This is a genomic window from Halopseudomonas sp. (assembly GCF_036960865.1).
In the GTDB taxonomy this organism is placed as follows: domain Bacteria; phylum Pseudomonadota; class Gammaproteobacteria; order Pseudomonadales; family Pseudomonadaceae; genus Halopseudomonas.
This window is the reverse complement of sequence record NZ_JBALWE010000001.1, coordinates 324721-338611: the sequence shown is the minus strand read 5'-3', so window position 1 is coordinate 338611 and position 13891 is coordinate 324721. Positions and strand designations below refer to the sequence as shown.

The 13891-nt window shown below is 60.2% G+C and carries 18 protein-coding genes and 2 pseudogenes; 19 read left to right on the top strand and 1 reads right to left on the bottom strand.

The window, feature by feature from the left end:
* Nucleotides 1-7 precede the first annotated feature (7 nt).
* Entirely contained in the window at nucleotides 8-1771 is a 1764-nt protein-coding gene (locus V7747_RS01615) for a terminase ATPase subunit family protein (RefSeq protein ID WP_335614313.1), read from the bottom strand.
* Between the two features lie 157 nt (nucleotides 1772-1928).
* On the opposite strand from V7747_RS01615, the gene V7747_RS01610 reads away from it, so the two are divergent.
* From V7747_RS01610 to V7747_RS01520, 19 genes and pseudogenes are all read left to right on the top strand, one after another.
* Nucleotides 1929-2798 (top strand): GPO family capsid scaffolding protein, encoded by an 870-nt coding sequence (locus tag V7747_RS01610; RefSeq protein WP_335614312.1) that lies wholly within the window; start codon nucleotides 1929-1931, stop codon nucleotides 2796-2798.
* A gap of 44 nt (nucleotides 2799-2842) precedes the next feature.
* Nucleotides 2843-3859: a phage major capsid protein, P2 family gene (locus tag V7747_RS01605; protein WP_335614311.1), complete on the top strand. Its 1017-nt coding sequence runs from the start codon at nucleotides 2843-2845 to the stop codon at nucleotides 3857-3859.
* A gap of 69 nt (nucleotides 3860-3928) precedes the next feature.
* Nucleotides 3929-4705 (top strand): phage terminase small subunit, encoded by a 777-nt coding sequence (gene gpM / locus V7747_RS01600; protein ID WP_335614310.1) that lies wholly within the window; start codon nucleotides 3929-3931, stop codon nucleotides 4703-4705.
* A 97-nt stretch (nucleotides 4706-4802) separates the two neighbouring features.
* Nucleotides 4803-5261 (top strand): head completion/stabilization protein, encoded by a 459-nt coding sequence (locus V7747_RS01595; RefSeq protein ID WP_335614309.1) that lies wholly within the window; start codon nucleotides 4803-4805, stop codon nucleotides 5259-5261.
* Complete coding sequence (locus V7747_RS01590; RefSeq protein ID WP_335614308.1) at nucleotides 5261-5470, top strand: tail protein X; 210 nt, start codon at nucleotides 5261-5263, stop codon at nucleotides 5468-5470. Before V7747_RS01595 ends, V7747_RS01590 begins: the two co-directional genes overlap by 1 nt.
* 8 nt (nucleotides 5471-5478) lie before the next feature.
* Entirely contained in the window at nucleotides 5479-5835 is a 357-nt protein-coding gene (locus V7747_RS01585) for a putative holin (RefSeq protein ID WP_335614307.1), read from the top strand.
* 1 nt (nucleotide 5836) lies between these two features.
* On the top strand, nucleotides 5837-6133 hold the full coding sequence (locus tag V7747_RS01580) for a phage holin family protein (protein WP_335614306.1): 297 nt from the start codon (nucleotides 5837-5839) through the stop codon (nucleotides 6131-6133).
* On the top strand, nucleotides 6130-6963 hold the full coding sequence (locus tag V7747_RS01575; protein ID WP_335614305.1) for an N-acetylmuramidase family protein: 834 nt from the start codon (nucleotides 6130-6132) through the stop codon (nucleotides 6961-6963). The genes V7747_RS01580 and V7747_RS01575 overlap by 4 nt, the downstream gene beginning before the upstream one ends.
* Nucleotides 6960-7172 carry a hypothetical protein gene (locus tag V7747_RS01570; protein WP_335614304.1) on the top strand — a complete coding sequence of 71 codons (213 nt, stop codon included), beginning with the start codon at nucleotides 6960-6962 and terminating at the stop codon, nucleotides 7170-7172. The genes V7747_RS01575 and V7747_RS01570 overlap by 4 nt, the downstream gene beginning before the upstream one ends.
* Nucleotides 7169-7528: pseudogene (locus tag V7747_RS01565) on the top strand (Rz-like lysis system protein LysB); the annotation flags it as partial. The gene V7747_RS01570 and the pseudogene V7747_RS01565, both read left to right, overlap by 4 nt.
* Nucleotides 7455-7652: pseudogene (gene lysC / locus V7747_RS01560) on the top strand (Rz1-like lysis system protein LysC); the annotation flags it as partial. The pseudogenes V7747_RS01565 and lysC, both read left to right, overlap by 74 nt.
* 64 nt (nucleotides 7653-7716) lie before the next feature.
* Entirely contained in the window at nucleotides 7717-8202 is a 486-nt protein-coding gene (locus V7747_RS01555) for a phage tail protein (RefSeq protein WP_335614303.1), read from the top strand.
* Nucleotides 8199-8660: a phage virion morphogenesis protein gene (locus V7747_RS01550; protein ID WP_335614302.1), complete on the top strand. Its 462-nt coding sequence runs from the start codon at nucleotides 8199-8201 to the stop codon at nucleotides 8658-8660. The genes V7747_RS01555 and V7747_RS01550 overlap by 4 nt, the downstream gene beginning before the upstream one ends.
* Before the next feature lie 60 nt (nucleotides 8661-8720).
* A complete protein-coding gene (locus V7747_RS01545) occupies nucleotides 8721-9263 on the top strand; it encodes a phage baseplate assembly protein V (protein WP_335614301.1) in 543 nt (180 codons plus the stop codon).
* Entirely contained in the window at nucleotides 9260-9610 is a 351-nt protein-coding gene (locus V7747_RS01540) for a GPW/gp25 family protein (RefSeq protein ID WP_335614300.1), read from the top strand. The genes V7747_RS01545 and V7747_RS01540 overlap by 4 nt, the downstream gene beginning before the upstream one ends.
* Nucleotides 9607-10506: a baseplate assembly protein gene (locus V7747_RS01535; RefSeq protein ID WP_335614299.1), complete on the top strand. Its 900-nt coding sequence runs from the start codon at nucleotides 9607-9609 to the stop codon at nucleotides 10504-10506. The genes V7747_RS01540 and V7747_RS01535 overlap by 4 nt, the downstream gene beginning before the upstream one ends.
* Nucleotides 10499-11131, top strand: coding sequence for a phage tail protein I (locus V7747_RS01530; RefSeq protein ID WP_335614298.1), 633 nt, complete (start codon nucleotides 10499-10501; stop codon nucleotides 11129-11131). The genes V7747_RS01535 and V7747_RS01530 overlap by 8 nt, the downstream gene beginning before the upstream one ends.
* Before the next feature lie 4 nt (nucleotides 11132-11135).
* Nucleotides 11136-13055 carry a hypothetical protein gene (locus V7747_RS01525; RefSeq protein WP_335614297.1) on the top strand — a complete coding sequence of 640 codons (1920 nt, stop codon included), beginning with the start codon at nucleotides 11136-11138 and terminating at the stop codon, nucleotides 13053-13055.
* Nucleotide 13056: 1 nt separating this feature from the next.
* Nucleotides 13057-13884 carry a hypothetical protein gene (locus V7747_RS01520; RefSeq protein WP_335614296.1) on the top strand — a complete coding sequence of 276 codons (828 nt, stop codon included), beginning with the start codon at nucleotides 13057-13059 and terminating at the stop codon, nucleotides 13882-13884.
* Nucleotides 13885-13891 lie beyond the last annotated feature (7 nt).

Sequence of the window (13891 nt, the reverse complement as noted above, 5' to 3'; positions counted from 1 at the left end):
TTCTCCGTCAATCGCCCATGACAATCCGGCCAGTGTTCCGGCCGGTCTGCCCTTCGAGTGGTTCGTTGTGTATTGCGTGGAACAGCGCCCATGCCAGATCGGCGTGGCCTGTCTCGTCGTTGCGCCCTGCGGTGTATGTGAACTGGCGCCCGCTTTGGGTGGTGGTTTTGCGGATAGCCATCAGCGCCTGGGCGATATCGGTCCAGCCGGCATCGAATTCGAGCCGGCCTTTGTTGATCACGTCGTATGCCTTGAGCACCAGGCGCGTTTTCACCTCTGGCGAGTAGCTGAAGGTGGTCACGCCCGGGAAGAACTGCTTCACCAGCTGCGCCACGCCGCTACCCATGCCGGTCATGTCGATACCGATGTACGTGACCCAGTAACGCTTGGTGACGGCGCGTATCGCCTCGGCCTGTGCGGCGAAGTCCATGCCGCGGAACTGATGGCGCTCGAGCACGCGGAATTTGCCGCCCGGTACCGCCGGCGGCGCGACAACGATCAGGCCGGCGCTGTCACCGGTTTCTGCCGGGTCGTAGCCCACCCAGACCTGTTTGTCACCGAAGGGCCTGGTGGCGAACGGTTTGTAGTCTTCCGCCCAGGCTTCCCAACTGTCGACCATGCACGGCTGCAGCATGGCCAGCGGGAAGATGCTCGCGCCGTCGTCGACGAACTGGCACATCAGCAGGTTTTCGAAGGCCTCTGCGCTGTATTCGTCGCGCAACTCCTCGACGTCGAACAGATCGCAGCCGCCGGCCTCGGCATCCAGGATGGTGACGATCTGCCGCCAGATCTTGTCCTCGCATAGCCGGCCCTGCTGCAGCACCTGGTGGCTGACGTCCATCTCGATCCGGTCTTTTTTCGCCCTGCGCTTGTTGAACCGCTCGCCGGTCCAGAATGTGTAGGCCTCATGGGCCATCGAGCTGGGCGTGCTGAAGTAGGTTTTGCGGTACTGCTTCTGCATCGCCATGCCGCTGGCCACTTTGTTCAGCTCCTCGAAGCGGAACGTCCAGAAGAACTCGTCGAAGTAGAAGTTGCCGTGGTAGCCCTGGGCGGTGCGCGCGTTGGTTCCCAGAAAGTAGATGTGCGCGCCGTTGGGCAGCACGATCGGGTCACCGGTGAGTTCCAGGCCGCAAGATTCCCGCGCAAACTGCACGATGTATTGCTTGAACAGGTGCGCCTGGCTCTTCGAAGCCGACAGGAATATCTGATTGCGTCCGGTCTCGATCGCGTCGATCAGTGCTTCCCGGGCGAAGTAGAAGGTGGCCCCGATCTGGCGTGACTTGAGGATTGCCCTGGTGCGCTGGTTGCGAGCCATGAACCAGTCATGCTGGTACTGGAACAGCGAATCGCGGAACGCCTCGAGCAGCTGCTCGGCCTGTTCTTCGCTGTATTCGTTGCGTGGCTTGCGCTTGCGATCGGCGGTATTGCGGTTCGCCAGTTTAGGGTTCAGATCGGTCTCGGTACCGCCCTCGTTGTAGCGCTGGATCCGCGCCTGGCGTTCCAGTTGGCGGTGTAGCAGATCGATTTCCTTGAAGTCGCCGGCGGTCTTGCCATCCTTCAAAATGAGCTGTACAAGTCTGGCCTCGAGGGCACCGCCCACCCGCTCGACGGTATCGGCGCGATCCCATTCGTCACGCTTTTTCCAGCTGTGAACCGTTGGCTCTTTTTCGCCAATGTATTCAGCTATCTGCGTGATGCGCCAACCCTGCCAGTAGAGGAATTTCCCTAGCCGGCGCGGGTCCATCGATGTGCTATCAAGTGGGCTATTCATGCCCGCAATGATCCAGCCCGCCCCAGCTCCTTACCCGCCCGTCCCCCTGTAGCCCCGAGCGCTACAAATGCGCCTCGTTGCCGCTCACGCGCCCACTGCCGACCATGCCCACATCACAGAGCGAATCAGCAGCCGCAACCAGATCCGAGGGATGAGCATGAGCAAGTTCAAGTCGAAGTTTTTCCGCGTAGCAGTTGAAGGTATGACCACCGACGGCCGCACGATCGAGCGGAGCTGGATCCAGGAGATGGCATCGACCTACAACCGCAGCACTTACGGCGCACGGATCTGGCTGGAGCACATGCGCGGCATGTTTGCTGATGGCCCGTTCAAGGCCTACGGCGACGTGCTCGCGGTCAAGGCTGAAGAGGTCGATATCGACGGCAAGAAAAAGCTCGCTCTATTCGCCCAGATCGAACCGACCGACGACCTGGTCGCGATGAACAAGGCAAAGCAGAAGATCTACTCCAGCATAGAGATCCGCGAGAAGTTCGCTGATTCCGGCAAGGCCTATCTCATGGGTCTGGGCGTGACCGACTCCCCCGCCAGCCTGGGTACCGACATTCTGGAATTCTCGGCCAAGAACCCCGAGAAAAGCCCGCTCAAAGCGCGGAAGGAAAACCCCGACAACCTGTTCACCGAGGCAGTAGAGGTGGAACTCGAATTCGAGGAGGTCGACGACACGCCCAGCATGACGCAAAAGCTGTTCAGCACCGTCAACGACCTGCTCGGCAAGAGCAAGGATAAGAACGTCAAGGATGACTCCCAATTTGCGGACATCCGTGAGGCCGTTACTGCGCTGGCCAAGCATGGTGCAGAGCAGGCCGACAAGTTCGCCCAGCTGCAGCAAGAGCACACGGCGACAAAGGATCAGTTCAAGGCCTTTACCCAACTGAAGAGCGACTACGAAAAGCTGGCAAACGACTTTGCCGAGCTGGTCAAGACGCTCGATAACACCCCCAGCAACCAGCATCGTCAGCGCCCCGAGGCGACGGGCGGAGATGGGCAGGTCACCACCGACTGCTAACCACAAACCCCAGGTAAGGCCCTTTTAGCCACGGAGTAACAAACATGCGTAACGATACACGCCGCCTCTTCAACGCCTATTGCGCTGCGCTTGCACAGCTCAACGGCGTAGACAACGCGATGCAGTCATTCTCGGTTGACCCGAGTGTGCAGCAGACCCTGGAAGATCGCATTCAGGAGTCCAGCGCATTCCTGCAGCGCGTGAACATGATGGGTGTGGGCCAGCAGGCCGGCGCCAAGATTGGCCTGGGCGTAGGTGGCCCGATTGCGGGCACCACCAACACCGCCACCACTGACCGCACCACCAGCGACCCGGCGGAATTGGACGAAAACGGCTACTTCTGCACCCAGACAAACTTCGACACCCACCTGACCTACGCCAAGCTCGACGCATGGCGCAAGTTCCAGGACTTCCAGGTGCGGATCCGCAACATGATCATCCAGCGCCAGGCGCTCGACCGCATCATGATCGGTTTCAACGGTACTTCCCGCGCAGCCACGTCTGATCGCGTGGCCAACCCCATGCTGCAGGACGTGAACAAGGGCTGGCTGCAGAAGATCCGCGAGTTTGCCCCGCAGCGCGTGCTGGATGAAGTTATCGCCGCCAGCGGTGAAGTCACCTATGGCTCCGGCGGTGACTACGCCAACCTGGACGCGATCGTCTATGACGCGGTCAACAACCTGGTTGACCCCTGGTTTCAGGAAGACACCGAGATGGTGGCGATCTGTGGTCGCAACCTGATGCACGACAAGTACTTCCCCCTGGTTGACTCCGAGCAGGCACCGACCGAGCAGCTCGCCCGGGACATCATCATCAGCCAGAAGCGTATCGGTGGTCTGCCTGCAGTACGGGTTCCGTTCTTCCCGGCCAACGCCGTGATGGTCACCCGCCTGGATAACCTGTCGATCTACTGGCAGGAAGAAACCCGCCGCCGGACCATCGTCGACAACGCCAAACGTGACCGGATCGAGAATTTCGAATCCAGCAACGAGGCCTATGTCATCGAGGACTACGGCAACAGCTGCCTGATCGAGAACATCACCCCCTACGTCGCGCCCTGATTTGCCTGATGAGTAGAGCCTTGCTGCCGGAGCGATCCGGCAGCTTTTTTACACCAAGGAGACCGAACAATGGAACGAAAACTCAGCCCTGCCGCACGTCACATGGCCAGGGTAGCCGCCGCCAGCGCCGCTACCATCGCCGCGGCTCAACAGGGCAGCATGGCCGATGCCACCGTGTACGAACAGCACCTGGCCAAGCTGTACCAGGACCGCTCGCGCCTCAAGAACATCTCATCCACCCAGGGCAAGGTTGCGCTCAAAAAGCAGCTGCTGGATGGATATGACGATTACGTCAAGGGCGTGCTTGAAAGCGGGGCAGGGGTGCAGGACGAGGTATTCACCACGATCATGCTCTGGGCGATCGATGCCGAGCAGTACGATCAGGCGCTGCTGATGGCCGAGTACGTGCTCGAGCACGAGCTCAAGCTCGCCGATCGCTTCGAGCGACCGCCAGCCACCATGGTTGCCGAAGAGATCGCCACCTCGGCACTGAATAAGCTCAAGGCCGACAAGCCGTTCGATCTGGCCATCCTGGAAGCGGCTGAAGCGATCACCCGCAAACACGATATGCACGACCAGGCCCGCGCCAAGATTCATCTGGCGATCGGCAAGGCCCGGCTACTTGCGTTTAACGAGGAGGAAGTCACCGCCGAGTCGTTGGCATCCCTGTCTGAAGCGCAGAACCACATCACCCGCGCCATTGAATTGCACGACAAATGCGGCGGCAAAAAAGACCTCGAGAAGATCGATCGCCTGCTGAAGAAACATGCGGAACACGTCGAGTCTAAGCCCGGTACCGGTGAAACACCGCCCGCCTCGGACACCGACGAGAAACCCGCTAAATGAGCGTCCCCCGACGCCCGCCGGCGCTGGGGTCTTGGCCAGGGTTACTCTCCTTTCCCCAGCCAAGACACCAGCCCACCGGCGACTTGGGAACTGAACCATGAGTGCATTCGTAGCAAGCGGCACCACCGAAACCTTCCAGCTGAGCAACGACGGCTGGTTTCCTGACCTGGACGCCCACGTTGCCCGCGAGCAGCTGCGCATTCACGGCGACGTTACCGACAAGCGCCTTGAAGCCGCCCTGGTCAACGGCATGCTCACCGTCAACAACCTGCTGCGCGACTTCAAAGCGCTGCACATCCTGCTCTATCCGTCACTGGAAGACGTGCCCAGTACCGACATCAACGGCCAGAGCCGCTTTGTGTATCTCTACCAGCGTGCCGTCATTTGCACTGCCGGCGCCGAGCTGGTCGAGCGGTACCGGGATTATTCCGCCAGCGCCGAGGGCGACAAGAACGCCGAGTCCAGCGCGCCCAACATCGATGACCTGCGCCGCGATGCGCGCTGGGCCATCAGTGACCTGCTCGGCAAGCGCCGCACCCGGGTAGAGCTGATCTGATGGCCACCGTGCGCGCCGTCCAGGGCGACACCGTAGACGCGATCTGTTTTCGCTACTACGGCCGCACCGCCGGCGTCACCGAAGCCGTGCTCGAGGCCAACCCAGGGCTGGCGGATTTGGGGCCCATCGTTCCGATCGGCCACGTTGTCACCCTGCCCGAGATCACCGAGCAGGCCGAGCAGAAAACCGCAGTAAACCTTTGGGATTAGGGGGCAAGATGCCAGAACCGACCAGCAGCACAGCCGTAGCCGCTACCACCGCGGCCGGCGTCACCCTCGCCGCCATGGTGCCGTCCATCGACGCCAACGCGGTGATGGGTGCAGTACTGGGCGCCGCCCTGGTGGCCTACAACAAATCCGAGCTCAAGGCCTGGCAGCGCATCGGCAGCCTGTTTTTCAGCGCCCTGGTCGGCTACCTGATGAGCTCCGAGCTGGTCACCCAGACGCCCGTCACCGAGACCGGCACCGGCGCGTTCATCGGCTCCATCATCATCGTGCCGCTGGGCATCAAGCTCATGCAGCAGATCGACAAATTCGATATCGCCAGCTTGATCAAGCGCGGCCCGGGAGGCTGACATGGCCATTGAACCTGCAACTGCACTGGAGGCCACGCTTTACCCGGCCGTCGCCACGCTCGCTTATCTGATATCGGCCCTGCGCCTGGTCGCCTTCGACCGCCGCGGTTACCGCTGCCGGCGCGGCATCTCACTGCTCGCCACCGTCGTGATTGGCGTCCTGCTCTGCGCCGCCATCGACCTGCTGCTCAACCCCACCGCCGTCAGCCTCTGGCAAGCCCTGCCCGCCGTGCTGCTGTGCTTCCTGGTCTACCGGGCCAACGGCAACCTGGCCGCACTGATAAGGACCAACAGATGAACCGCGTGATGATCATCGGCGACAAGAACCACCAGGTGCGTGACCTGCAGGCCGCGCTCAAGCGCGCCGGCATAGAAGTGTACGTCGACGGCGACTTTGGCGAGAAAACCGAGCTCGCCGTAATGGCCTATCAGCGCAAGGTCGGGCTGGTCGTCGACGGCATCGCTGGCCCCAAGACACTCGCCGCCCTGGCCGGCGCTGATTGCCGCTGCCTGCTCAAGGAATCCGACCTTATCCGCGCCGCCGACCGCCTGGGCACGGATCTGGCCAGCGTCAAAGCAGTGAACGAAGTCGAGAGCCGCGGCTCTGGGTTTTTTGAGCCCGGCAAACCAGCGATTCTCTTTGAGCGCCACGTAATGCACCGCCAGCTCAGCCTGGTGACTGAGCAAGACGACGCACACCAGGTACAAGCCCGAGTGGCCGACTTGGTAGCCACACTGCCCAATCTGGTCAACCCCCGGCCGGGAGGCTATAGCGGTGGCATGGCAGAACATGCCCGCCTGGCCCGCGCCAAGATGATCGACGCCGGCGCCGCGATCGGCTCCTGCAGCTGGGGCCTGTTCCAGATCATGGGCTACCACTTCGCCCACCTGGGTTACCCCAGCGAGCAGGCGTTCGCCTCCGCCATGCAGACCAGCGAAGCCAACCAGCTGGACGCGTTCGTGCGCTTCATCGAGGCAGATCCCGCGCTGCACAAGGCGCTCAAGAATCGCCAGTGGGCCAAGTTCGCCCGGATCTACAACGGCCCGGCCTACGCCCGCAACCTGTACGACGTCAAGCTCGCCCGCGCCTACGCCCGCCACAAAGCACTGCTGCAGGAGGCCGCATGAACATCGACCTGGACAAGATCCGCCAGCTGAACATTCAGCCCAACGCCGTGCTGCTGATCCCCGGCGGCACCGACGTTGAAACCATGCAGGAACTGTCGCAGGCCCTGCGCAAGGTGCAACCCAGGGGCAACGTGCTGTTGGTCAACGGCCTGGAGCTGCAGCAGCTGGATGAACAGGACATGGCCGCCGCCGGCTGGTACCGCAAATGAGCACCCTACGCCAGATCGTGCTGGGCCTCGGCCTGATCGGAGCCATCGTGGCGCTCATATGGCTGCAGCAGATCCGGATCGAATCAGCCCAGGCCGACAAAATCACCGCCCAGAACCGCGCCGCCACGGCAGAGCAAAGCATCCTGGGTCACAAGGCAACGATCGGCGAGCTCGAGCAGTCGCTCGCCGGCGAACGCGCAGCGCAGAGCAAGCTGCGAACCCAACAGGCCGGCATCAGGCAGCAGCTGGCCGCACGAGAAAAACTGATCGAGGATCTACGCTATGAAAATCAGGAACTACGGGATTGGTCTAATGTGCCTTTGCCTGCTGCTGCTCGTCGGCTGCGGGAGCGCCCCGCCATTACCGGCGCCGCTGGTTATGAAAGTTGGCTGTCCGGAAGTGGTGCCCTGCACGCTGAGCGCCACGGCACCGACACGCAACGGGAACCTGCTGAAAGACGCTGATGTGATTGAGGCCGACTGGGCCGCATGCGCCGCCCAGGTCGATATGACTTACGAATGCCAACAGAAACTGAAGGCCGACAATGAACAAGCCAGAGTCCCTACGCCAACACCTGGAATCAGCGATCCCCGAGCTGCGCAAGAACCCCGATCGCATGCTGGTGTTCATCGACAACGGCACACTGCGGGCCACATCAGCGCCGGGCCTGTCATTCGAATACGCCTACACGCTCAACCTGATCTTCACCGACTTCGCCGGCCATCCGGATTCCATAGCCGTGCCCCTGTTCGCATGGTTGCTGGTGCATCAGAACGAGCTCATGGCCAACCTGGATCGCGCCAAGGATTCGGTCAAGTTCGAAGCCGATATACTCGACAACAAGAAGGTGGACCTGTCGTTCACCTTGCCGCTCACCGAGCGGGTGATAGTGAAAAAGCAGGGCGATGGGCAGCTGCTGATCACCCACCCGCCAGAGCCGCAGCCTGAAGAGCCCTACGAGGCCACCGTCTGGGATCTCGAAGACGGTGACGGCAACGTGCTGGCCAGCTGGACGAGCCCCGCGCCGTGACCGATGACCTGGAAGCACTCGAAGACTGGGCCGGCGGAATGCTGGCCAAGTTGGAGCCCGGCGAACGGCGGCGGCTCAACCAGTCGATTGCCCGCAAGCTGCGCAAGAGCCAGCAGCAGCGCATAACCGCCCAGCGCAACCCCGACGGCACGCCCTTCGCCCCGCGTAAAGAGCGGGATCTGCGAGCCAAAAAGGGCAGGGTAAAGCGCAAGATGTTCACCACGCTCAAAACCGCCAAGTACCTCAAGCTGCAGGCAGACGCCAACACCATCGGCCTGGCCTTCATGGGTCGCACCGCCCGGTTGGCCCGGGTGCACCAGTACGGCCTGCGCGATCGCCCTGGGCTCAACTCCCCCCGCGTCAAATACGAAGAGCGCAAGCTGCTGGGCTTCACTGCCGATGAACGCGACATGATTCGCGACGAGCTACTCGCTCATCTCGCAGCCCGCGACCTGTAAAACCCCAACCTACAACGCCAGCAACTGCCAAATCTCGCGCCCCCGCGTGAGCATAGCGGCATGAACCCAACCGCCGAACTCCGCCGCCGCCTCGACAACATGATCCGCCCGGGCACCATCTATGCCCTGGACGTGGAGAACAACCGTTGCCGCGTCAAATCTGGCGAGCTGCTCACCGACTGGCTGCGCTATTTCGTCGGCCGCGCCGGCACCGCGCGCCGTCATAGCCTGCCCACCCTCAACGAACAATGTGTCGTCTTCAGCCCCAGCGGCGAGATGGGCGCCGGTTTTGTGCTGGTCGGGCTCAACAGCGACGAATTCCCCGGGCCCAGCACCAACCCGGCCCTGGACAGCACCAGCTATGCAGACGGCGCCTGGTTCGGATATGACCAGGGCAGCGGTGACTATACGGTGGTCATGACGGCAGAAGGTCAGATCCACATCAGCGCCCCGGGCGGGATCAACATCACCGGCCCGGTCAACATAACCGGCCTGGTCACCGTCGGCGACGACGTGGTCGCCAACGGCGTCAGCCTGGTCAATCACAAGCATGGGATCACCGGCGGCAGCTCAGCACCCGGCCCCACGGACGTGCCGCAATGAACGGCATGGATCGCAACACCGGAAAGCCGCTGGACGGCCTTGGCCACCTGCGCCAGTCCATAGCCGACATCCTCACTACGCCGATCGGCTCGCGCGTCATGCGCCGCGACTACGGGTCACTGCTGCCCGAGCTGATCGACCAGCCCCAGAACGCCGCTACCACCCTGCGCCTGTACGCAGCCACCTGCAGCGCCCTGATGACATGGGAACCGCGCCTGCGCCTATCGCGAGTCAGCCTGCAGGGCAACGCCAACGGATCCGCGATCATGGATCTAGAAGGTGAGCATGCAGACACCGGCAACCGCGTAGAGCTGCGCGTACCGCTGCAACTGGGAGCTGTCACATGAGCAGCTTCACCGCCGTCGATCTCAGCCAGTTGCCGCCTCCCAAGGTGGTCGAACCGCTGGACTACGAAACCATCCTCGCCCGCAAACTCGCCCAGCTGATCGCGCTGGATCCGCAGTTCGATGCCCTGGTCGAGTCAGATCCGGCCTACAAAGTGCTGCAGGTCTCAGCGTATGACGAGCTGCTGCTGCGCCAGCGCGTGAACGAAGCAGCCCGGGCTGTGATGCTGGCCTATGCCGTCGACGCAGATCTCGACCAGATCGCCGCCAACTTCAACGTGCAGCGCCTGCTGATCACCCCGGCCAACCCGCAGGCCGTGCCGCCGGTACCGGCCGTGTTTGAATCGGACGAAGCCCTGCGCCGGCGCGTGCAGCTCAGCTTCGAGGCGTTCACCACGGCCGGCAGCCAGGGCAGCTACATTTTCGCCGCCCTCGGTGCCAGCGGTCTGGTGCGCGACGCCAACGCCAGCAGCCCAGAACCGGGCCTGGTCTCGGTGTTCGTGCTCTCCCAGGAAGGCAACGGCACCGCATCCGAGCAGCTGCTCGACGCCGTCACAGCTGCCGTGAATGAAAAGAGCGTGCGCCCGATGACAGACCAGGTCAGCGTGCTGTCTGCCTCGGTGAATGAGTACGTCATCACCGCCGAGCTCACCGTCTACCCGGGGCCAGATGCCGAAGTGGTGCGCGCCGCAGCCTACGCCAGCGCCCAGGCCTACGTGGCATCCATGCACCGCATGGCCTACGACGTCGCCGTGTCCGGAGTGCATGCCGCGCTGCACATAGCGGGCGTCCAGTCGGTGGATCTGCAAGCACCTTTGGCCAACATCGTCAACGGTGAGGGTGAGGCTTCATTCTGCACCGCGATTAACCTGACCCTCGCAGGCCAGCCCGATGTCTAGCTACACGCCCCTGCCACCCAACGCGACCCCGGCTGAGCGCCATCTCGCCCTGGTCGCTGGCCACGTCAATGACGTGCCCGTGATCGTGCGTGAAGTCTGGAACGCCGACACCAGCCCCGCCGATCTGCTGCCCTGGCTGGCCCGCGCCGTATCGATCGATGTCTGGGATCCGGAGTGGACAACGGAGCAGAAACGCGCCGCGATCAAGGCATCGCTCGGCGTACATCGCAAAAAAGGCACCATCGGCGCCGTACTCGACGCCCTGGGCGCGCTGGGCTTCACCGCCAAGGTGCAGGAATGGTTCAACCAGATCCCCCAGGCCGATCCCTACACCTACCGCCTGATCATCGAAGTCGACCAGGTCGGCTTTGATCTCGAAGACGTCGCCCTGCTGCTGGAAGTCGTCGGCAGCGCGAAGAACCTGCGCTCACACCTCACAGAGATCGTTCCTATCATCCGCAGCCAAGTCGGGCCAGTGCTGGCGTCGGCCGTGATGGTAGGTACCGAGCTGCGGCTCGCGCCAAGCAATGCTCAAGAGGTAGCGATCCTGAACGACTTCTACGCCGCCGAAGCCCTGCTCGACACCATCGTCAACGTCAATCTGGCCCAGAATTTAGGAGAGTAAGAACATGGCAGAACTGCCCCTGGACGAAGCGGTCGCCCGCTTTCAAGGCAACGAAGAACGCATCAACAAATTCGTCAATGCGCCTGGTGGTGAGGAGAGTTTTCAGACCAGCCAAGGCGAGACAGTGCCTGTACTACCTAAAATGATCGAAGTAGTAAGCGGGAAACTGTCACAAGCTGAGGAAGCAGTCGTCGCGTCGCAAGCTGCAGCCATTACAGCGCTGGCTTCTGGGAGGACGTACACCACGCCAGAAGGAGGGGTTGATTCTGAAAACGGGGTGCCTTCCGGTGCTATGTTTCTGATGCGCACCGCCAGCCCGCAAATATATGAAGTATGGCTAAACGAAGGCGGAGTAGCTGTTGATCAAAGTGTGACACTCAACATTGCTAGCGGCAAAGAAGTCAAAGAGGTGTTTGACTACGTAAACAGGTTTATGGAAATAGATCCATATGACCGAGTTTTCATAGACGAAAATGAAAACGTTATTGAACTTATAAGCCCCGAAGATAAGCGTCAATCCTTGCTCCCTTACACTGCTGAATCAATAGACAACGGTCTGAGCTATGCTTTGATAGCGGGAGTATCAGAAGTTTTTATTGACGAAAACGGGAATATTGTTGTTGTTCGGTATGACGGCGGGCCACCGTTGGATTTTACAACAAAGGAAAGTGATAGCGCAGAAGCTGAAGAACTTTTTGACGGTGTGCGCGACGCAATTTGGAATGACTGGATATATCCGCGTCATTTGGGATTTAGGGGTAACAGTTACATGGCCCCAGTTGCCCCTGGAGATTCGGACGGCACGCCTGGCGATCAATGGGCAGCAGAGAAGATTAAAGGAGCTCCAACTCAGCAGCGAGTATTCAGCGTCACAAACGGTTATTTGATTGAACCATTGTATAGCGATGACCACAACGCTGGAGCAGTGATAGCAGACCCGCGCAGTAACGCCGATTATCCGCTGATGGTTTTTTGTACTGGCCATAACGGGGCGGATTCCGTCATGCAGTTTTGGCGCTCCGCGACATATTCAATGAGTGATTTGGAGCGTGTGTCTGGAGTTATGCCGAGCCGCACCGGGCTCTCTTACTCGATGGTTTACCGCAACCCCAACAACTGGGACGAAATAATACTGTGGACTCGCACGGGCGGCAGCGGCAACGCAACGTGGTGGCTGTGGCGAACTCTGGACAACGGAGCAACGTGGACAGAGCGCGCAGTTTTTGCAAGTGAGCAGCTTTATTTCCTCGGCAAACCCACGCTAGATGACAGCGGCGTACATCTGTTCTGCCATCAACGCCCTGACCGGCCAGATCAGCGTATTGGGTATCTCAAGTTTAACTGGAATGGCTCTATCGCAACGCCTGACGGGACATACGTTGCCGATGTTTACGATGCTGGGTTTGCCGCCGTAGACCCATGGGCGGATGACGGCCTCTACATTGTCCACACTCCGGCAGTTGGTTACGACACCAGGCTAGCGGACGGACTCGAAACCAGCGCTGGAATAGAGTTTCTCTGGTCAGAATTCACTCTCGGCGCTCCAGCTTCAACAGGGCAATACAAGCATCTCGTGCTCGATGGAGAAACGGTAACACTAAGCCCGGATATCGGTGAGACAGGTTCGCCAATCGAAGTTACTGGCGCGAATTACTACATCGGCGGCGGGGCTATTTGTGGTGCCGGACTAGTCGCTGTTGCGTCTAACACCTCCGAGGGCGGCGTATTGACACGGGCAAAACTTTCGGGCGGGGCGTGGTTAAAAGAAGCGCTACTAGAAAGCAAACAAAAGGTTGCAAGGCCGGTCGCTATGGCTTACGTCACTGCAACCGAACAAACCGTTCGCCCGCGAGTTGCTGTCCTTGAAGGGACTTACACCCAGTACCGCGAATGGAAAACGAACATAAAAATATTGGAGGTTTAAAATGACTCGCGTAACAACTATCCCTGGCAATTTCAATACCGGCGTTACACTCGATGATTTGCTTCTTAAATTCCCTGATCTGGCAGTTAATATAGATGCGGGATCGGTGCTGACCTCGCCATCTGTTAACTACTCAGGAGAGCAAACGATAACAAATGCTATTGACGTATCTACAGCAGCAAGTTATGCCGCAAAAGACTTGGCCGGGCACTATACCGCTGCGGTTAATGGCGTAGAATCTGCAAAGTACATAGACGCGCAAGATCAACCGAAAAGGCGAGCTGGGTACGCTCTGCCTAACAACTTCTTTACGGGCAAAAACGCTATAACAATGTTTGCGGTAGTTAAGAGCAGAAAAAGCGCTGACACATACAATCACCAAATCTTTTCCGGGTATCACTCAAACAGTAGCAAGCCAATGCTCGCTTTTGGTTTTTCCTCGAATGGTGTCGTCACGCTCGCTGCGCGACACAGCGACGAAGCTAATACGGTCGACATTCTGGATGCTGCCTGTTCAGCAGACACATGGTTGCCCCTGATCGCTGTAGTCGACTACACCGGCAATAGAATGTCGCTAGAGATAGTGGGTTCTAATCTAGTGCAAAAAAGCGCTTTCGCTGGCTTCAGTGGTGCCAGCGGAACTCCTGCGGGGGCGGGTTGTGGATTCCTTGGGCGGCACAACGCAACTAGTTATTTAGCGACGGCGGTGTACAGGAATAGCTGGAAAAAGGCGCTCAAGTACGACCGACTGTTGACTGCTAAAGAGCTCGAAATAGCTCGGCGATCCCTGAAAGCCACCGCTGATCGGTTAAACGCCACTGGTTCTTGATAACTGA

What these genes read in the sequence shown, in the direction of transcription:
- V7747_RS01540 (WP_335614300.1), top strand. Translation starts at nt 9,260, where the DNA reads ATGAACGGCATGGATCGCAACACCGGAAAGCCGCTGGACGGCCTTGGC.
- V7747_RS01580 (WP_335614306.1), top strand. Translation starts at nt 5,837, where the DNA reads ATGGCCATTGAACCTGCAACTGCACTGGAGGCCACGCTTTACCCGGCC.
- V7747_RS01610 (WP_335614312.1), top strand. Translation starts at nt 1,929, where the DNA reads ATGAGCAAGTTCAAGTCGAAGTTTTTCCGCGTAGCAGTTGAAGGTATG.
- V7747_RS01595 (WP_335614309.1), top strand. Translation starts at nt 4,803, where the DNA reads ATGAGTGCATTCGTAGCAAGCGGCACCACCGAAACCTTCCAGCTGAGC.
- V7747_RS01520 (WP_335614296.1), top strand. Translation starts at nt 13,057, where the DNA reads ATGACTCGCGTAACAACTATCCCTGGCAATTTCAATACCGGCGTTACA.
- V7747_RS01575 (WP_335614305.1), top strand. Translation starts at nt 6,130, where the DNA reads ATGAACCGCGTGATGATCATCGGCGACAAGAACCACCAGGTGCGTGAC.
- V7747_RS01530 (WP_335614298.1), top strand. Translation starts at nt 10,499, where the DNA reads ATGTCTAGCTACACGCCCCTGCCACCCAACGCGACCCCGGCTGAGCGC.
- gpM (WP_335614310.1), top strand. Translation starts at nt 3,929, where the DNA reads ATGGAACGAAAACTCAGCCCTGCCGCACGTCACATGGCCAGGGTAGCC.
- V7747_RS01615 (WP_335614313.1), bottom strand. Translation starts at nt 1,771, where the DNA reads ATGAATAGCCCACTTGATAGCACATCGATGGACCCGCGCCGGCTAGGG.
- V7747_RS01570 (WP_335614304.1), top strand. Translation starts at nt 6,960, where the DNA reads ATGAACATCGACCTGGACAAGATCCGCCAGCTGAACATTCAGCCCAAC.
- V7747_RS01535 (WP_335614299.1), top strand. Translation starts at nt 9,607, where the DNA reads ATGAGCAGCTTCACCGCCGTCGATCTCAGCCAGTTGCCGCCTCCCAAG.
- V7747_RS01590 (WP_335614308.1), top strand. Translation starts at nt 5,261, where the DNA reads ATGGCCACCGTGCGCGCCGTCCAGGGCGACACCGTAGACGCGATCTGT.
- V7747_RS01585 (WP_335614307.1), top strand. Translation starts at nt 5,479, where the DNA reads ATGCCAGAACCGACCAGCAGCACAGCCGTAGCCGCTACCACCGCGGCC.
- V7747_RS01605 (WP_335614311.1), top strand. Translation starts at nt 2,843, where the DNA reads ATGCGTAACGATACACGCCGCCTCTTCAACGCCTATTGCGCTGCGCTT.
- V7747_RS01525 (WP_335614297.1), top strand. Translation starts at nt 11,136, where the DNA reads ATGGCAGAACTGCCCCTGGACGAAGCGGTCGCCCGCTTTCAAGGCAAC.
- V7747_RS01555 (WP_335614303.1), top strand. Translation starts at nt 7,717, where the DNA reads ATGAACAAGCCAGAGTCCCTACGCCAACACCTGGAATCAGCGATCCCC.
- V7747_RS01545 (WP_335614301.1), top strand. Translation starts at nt 8,721, where the DNA reads ATGAACCCAACCGCCGAACTCCGCCGCCGCCTCGACAACATGATCCGC.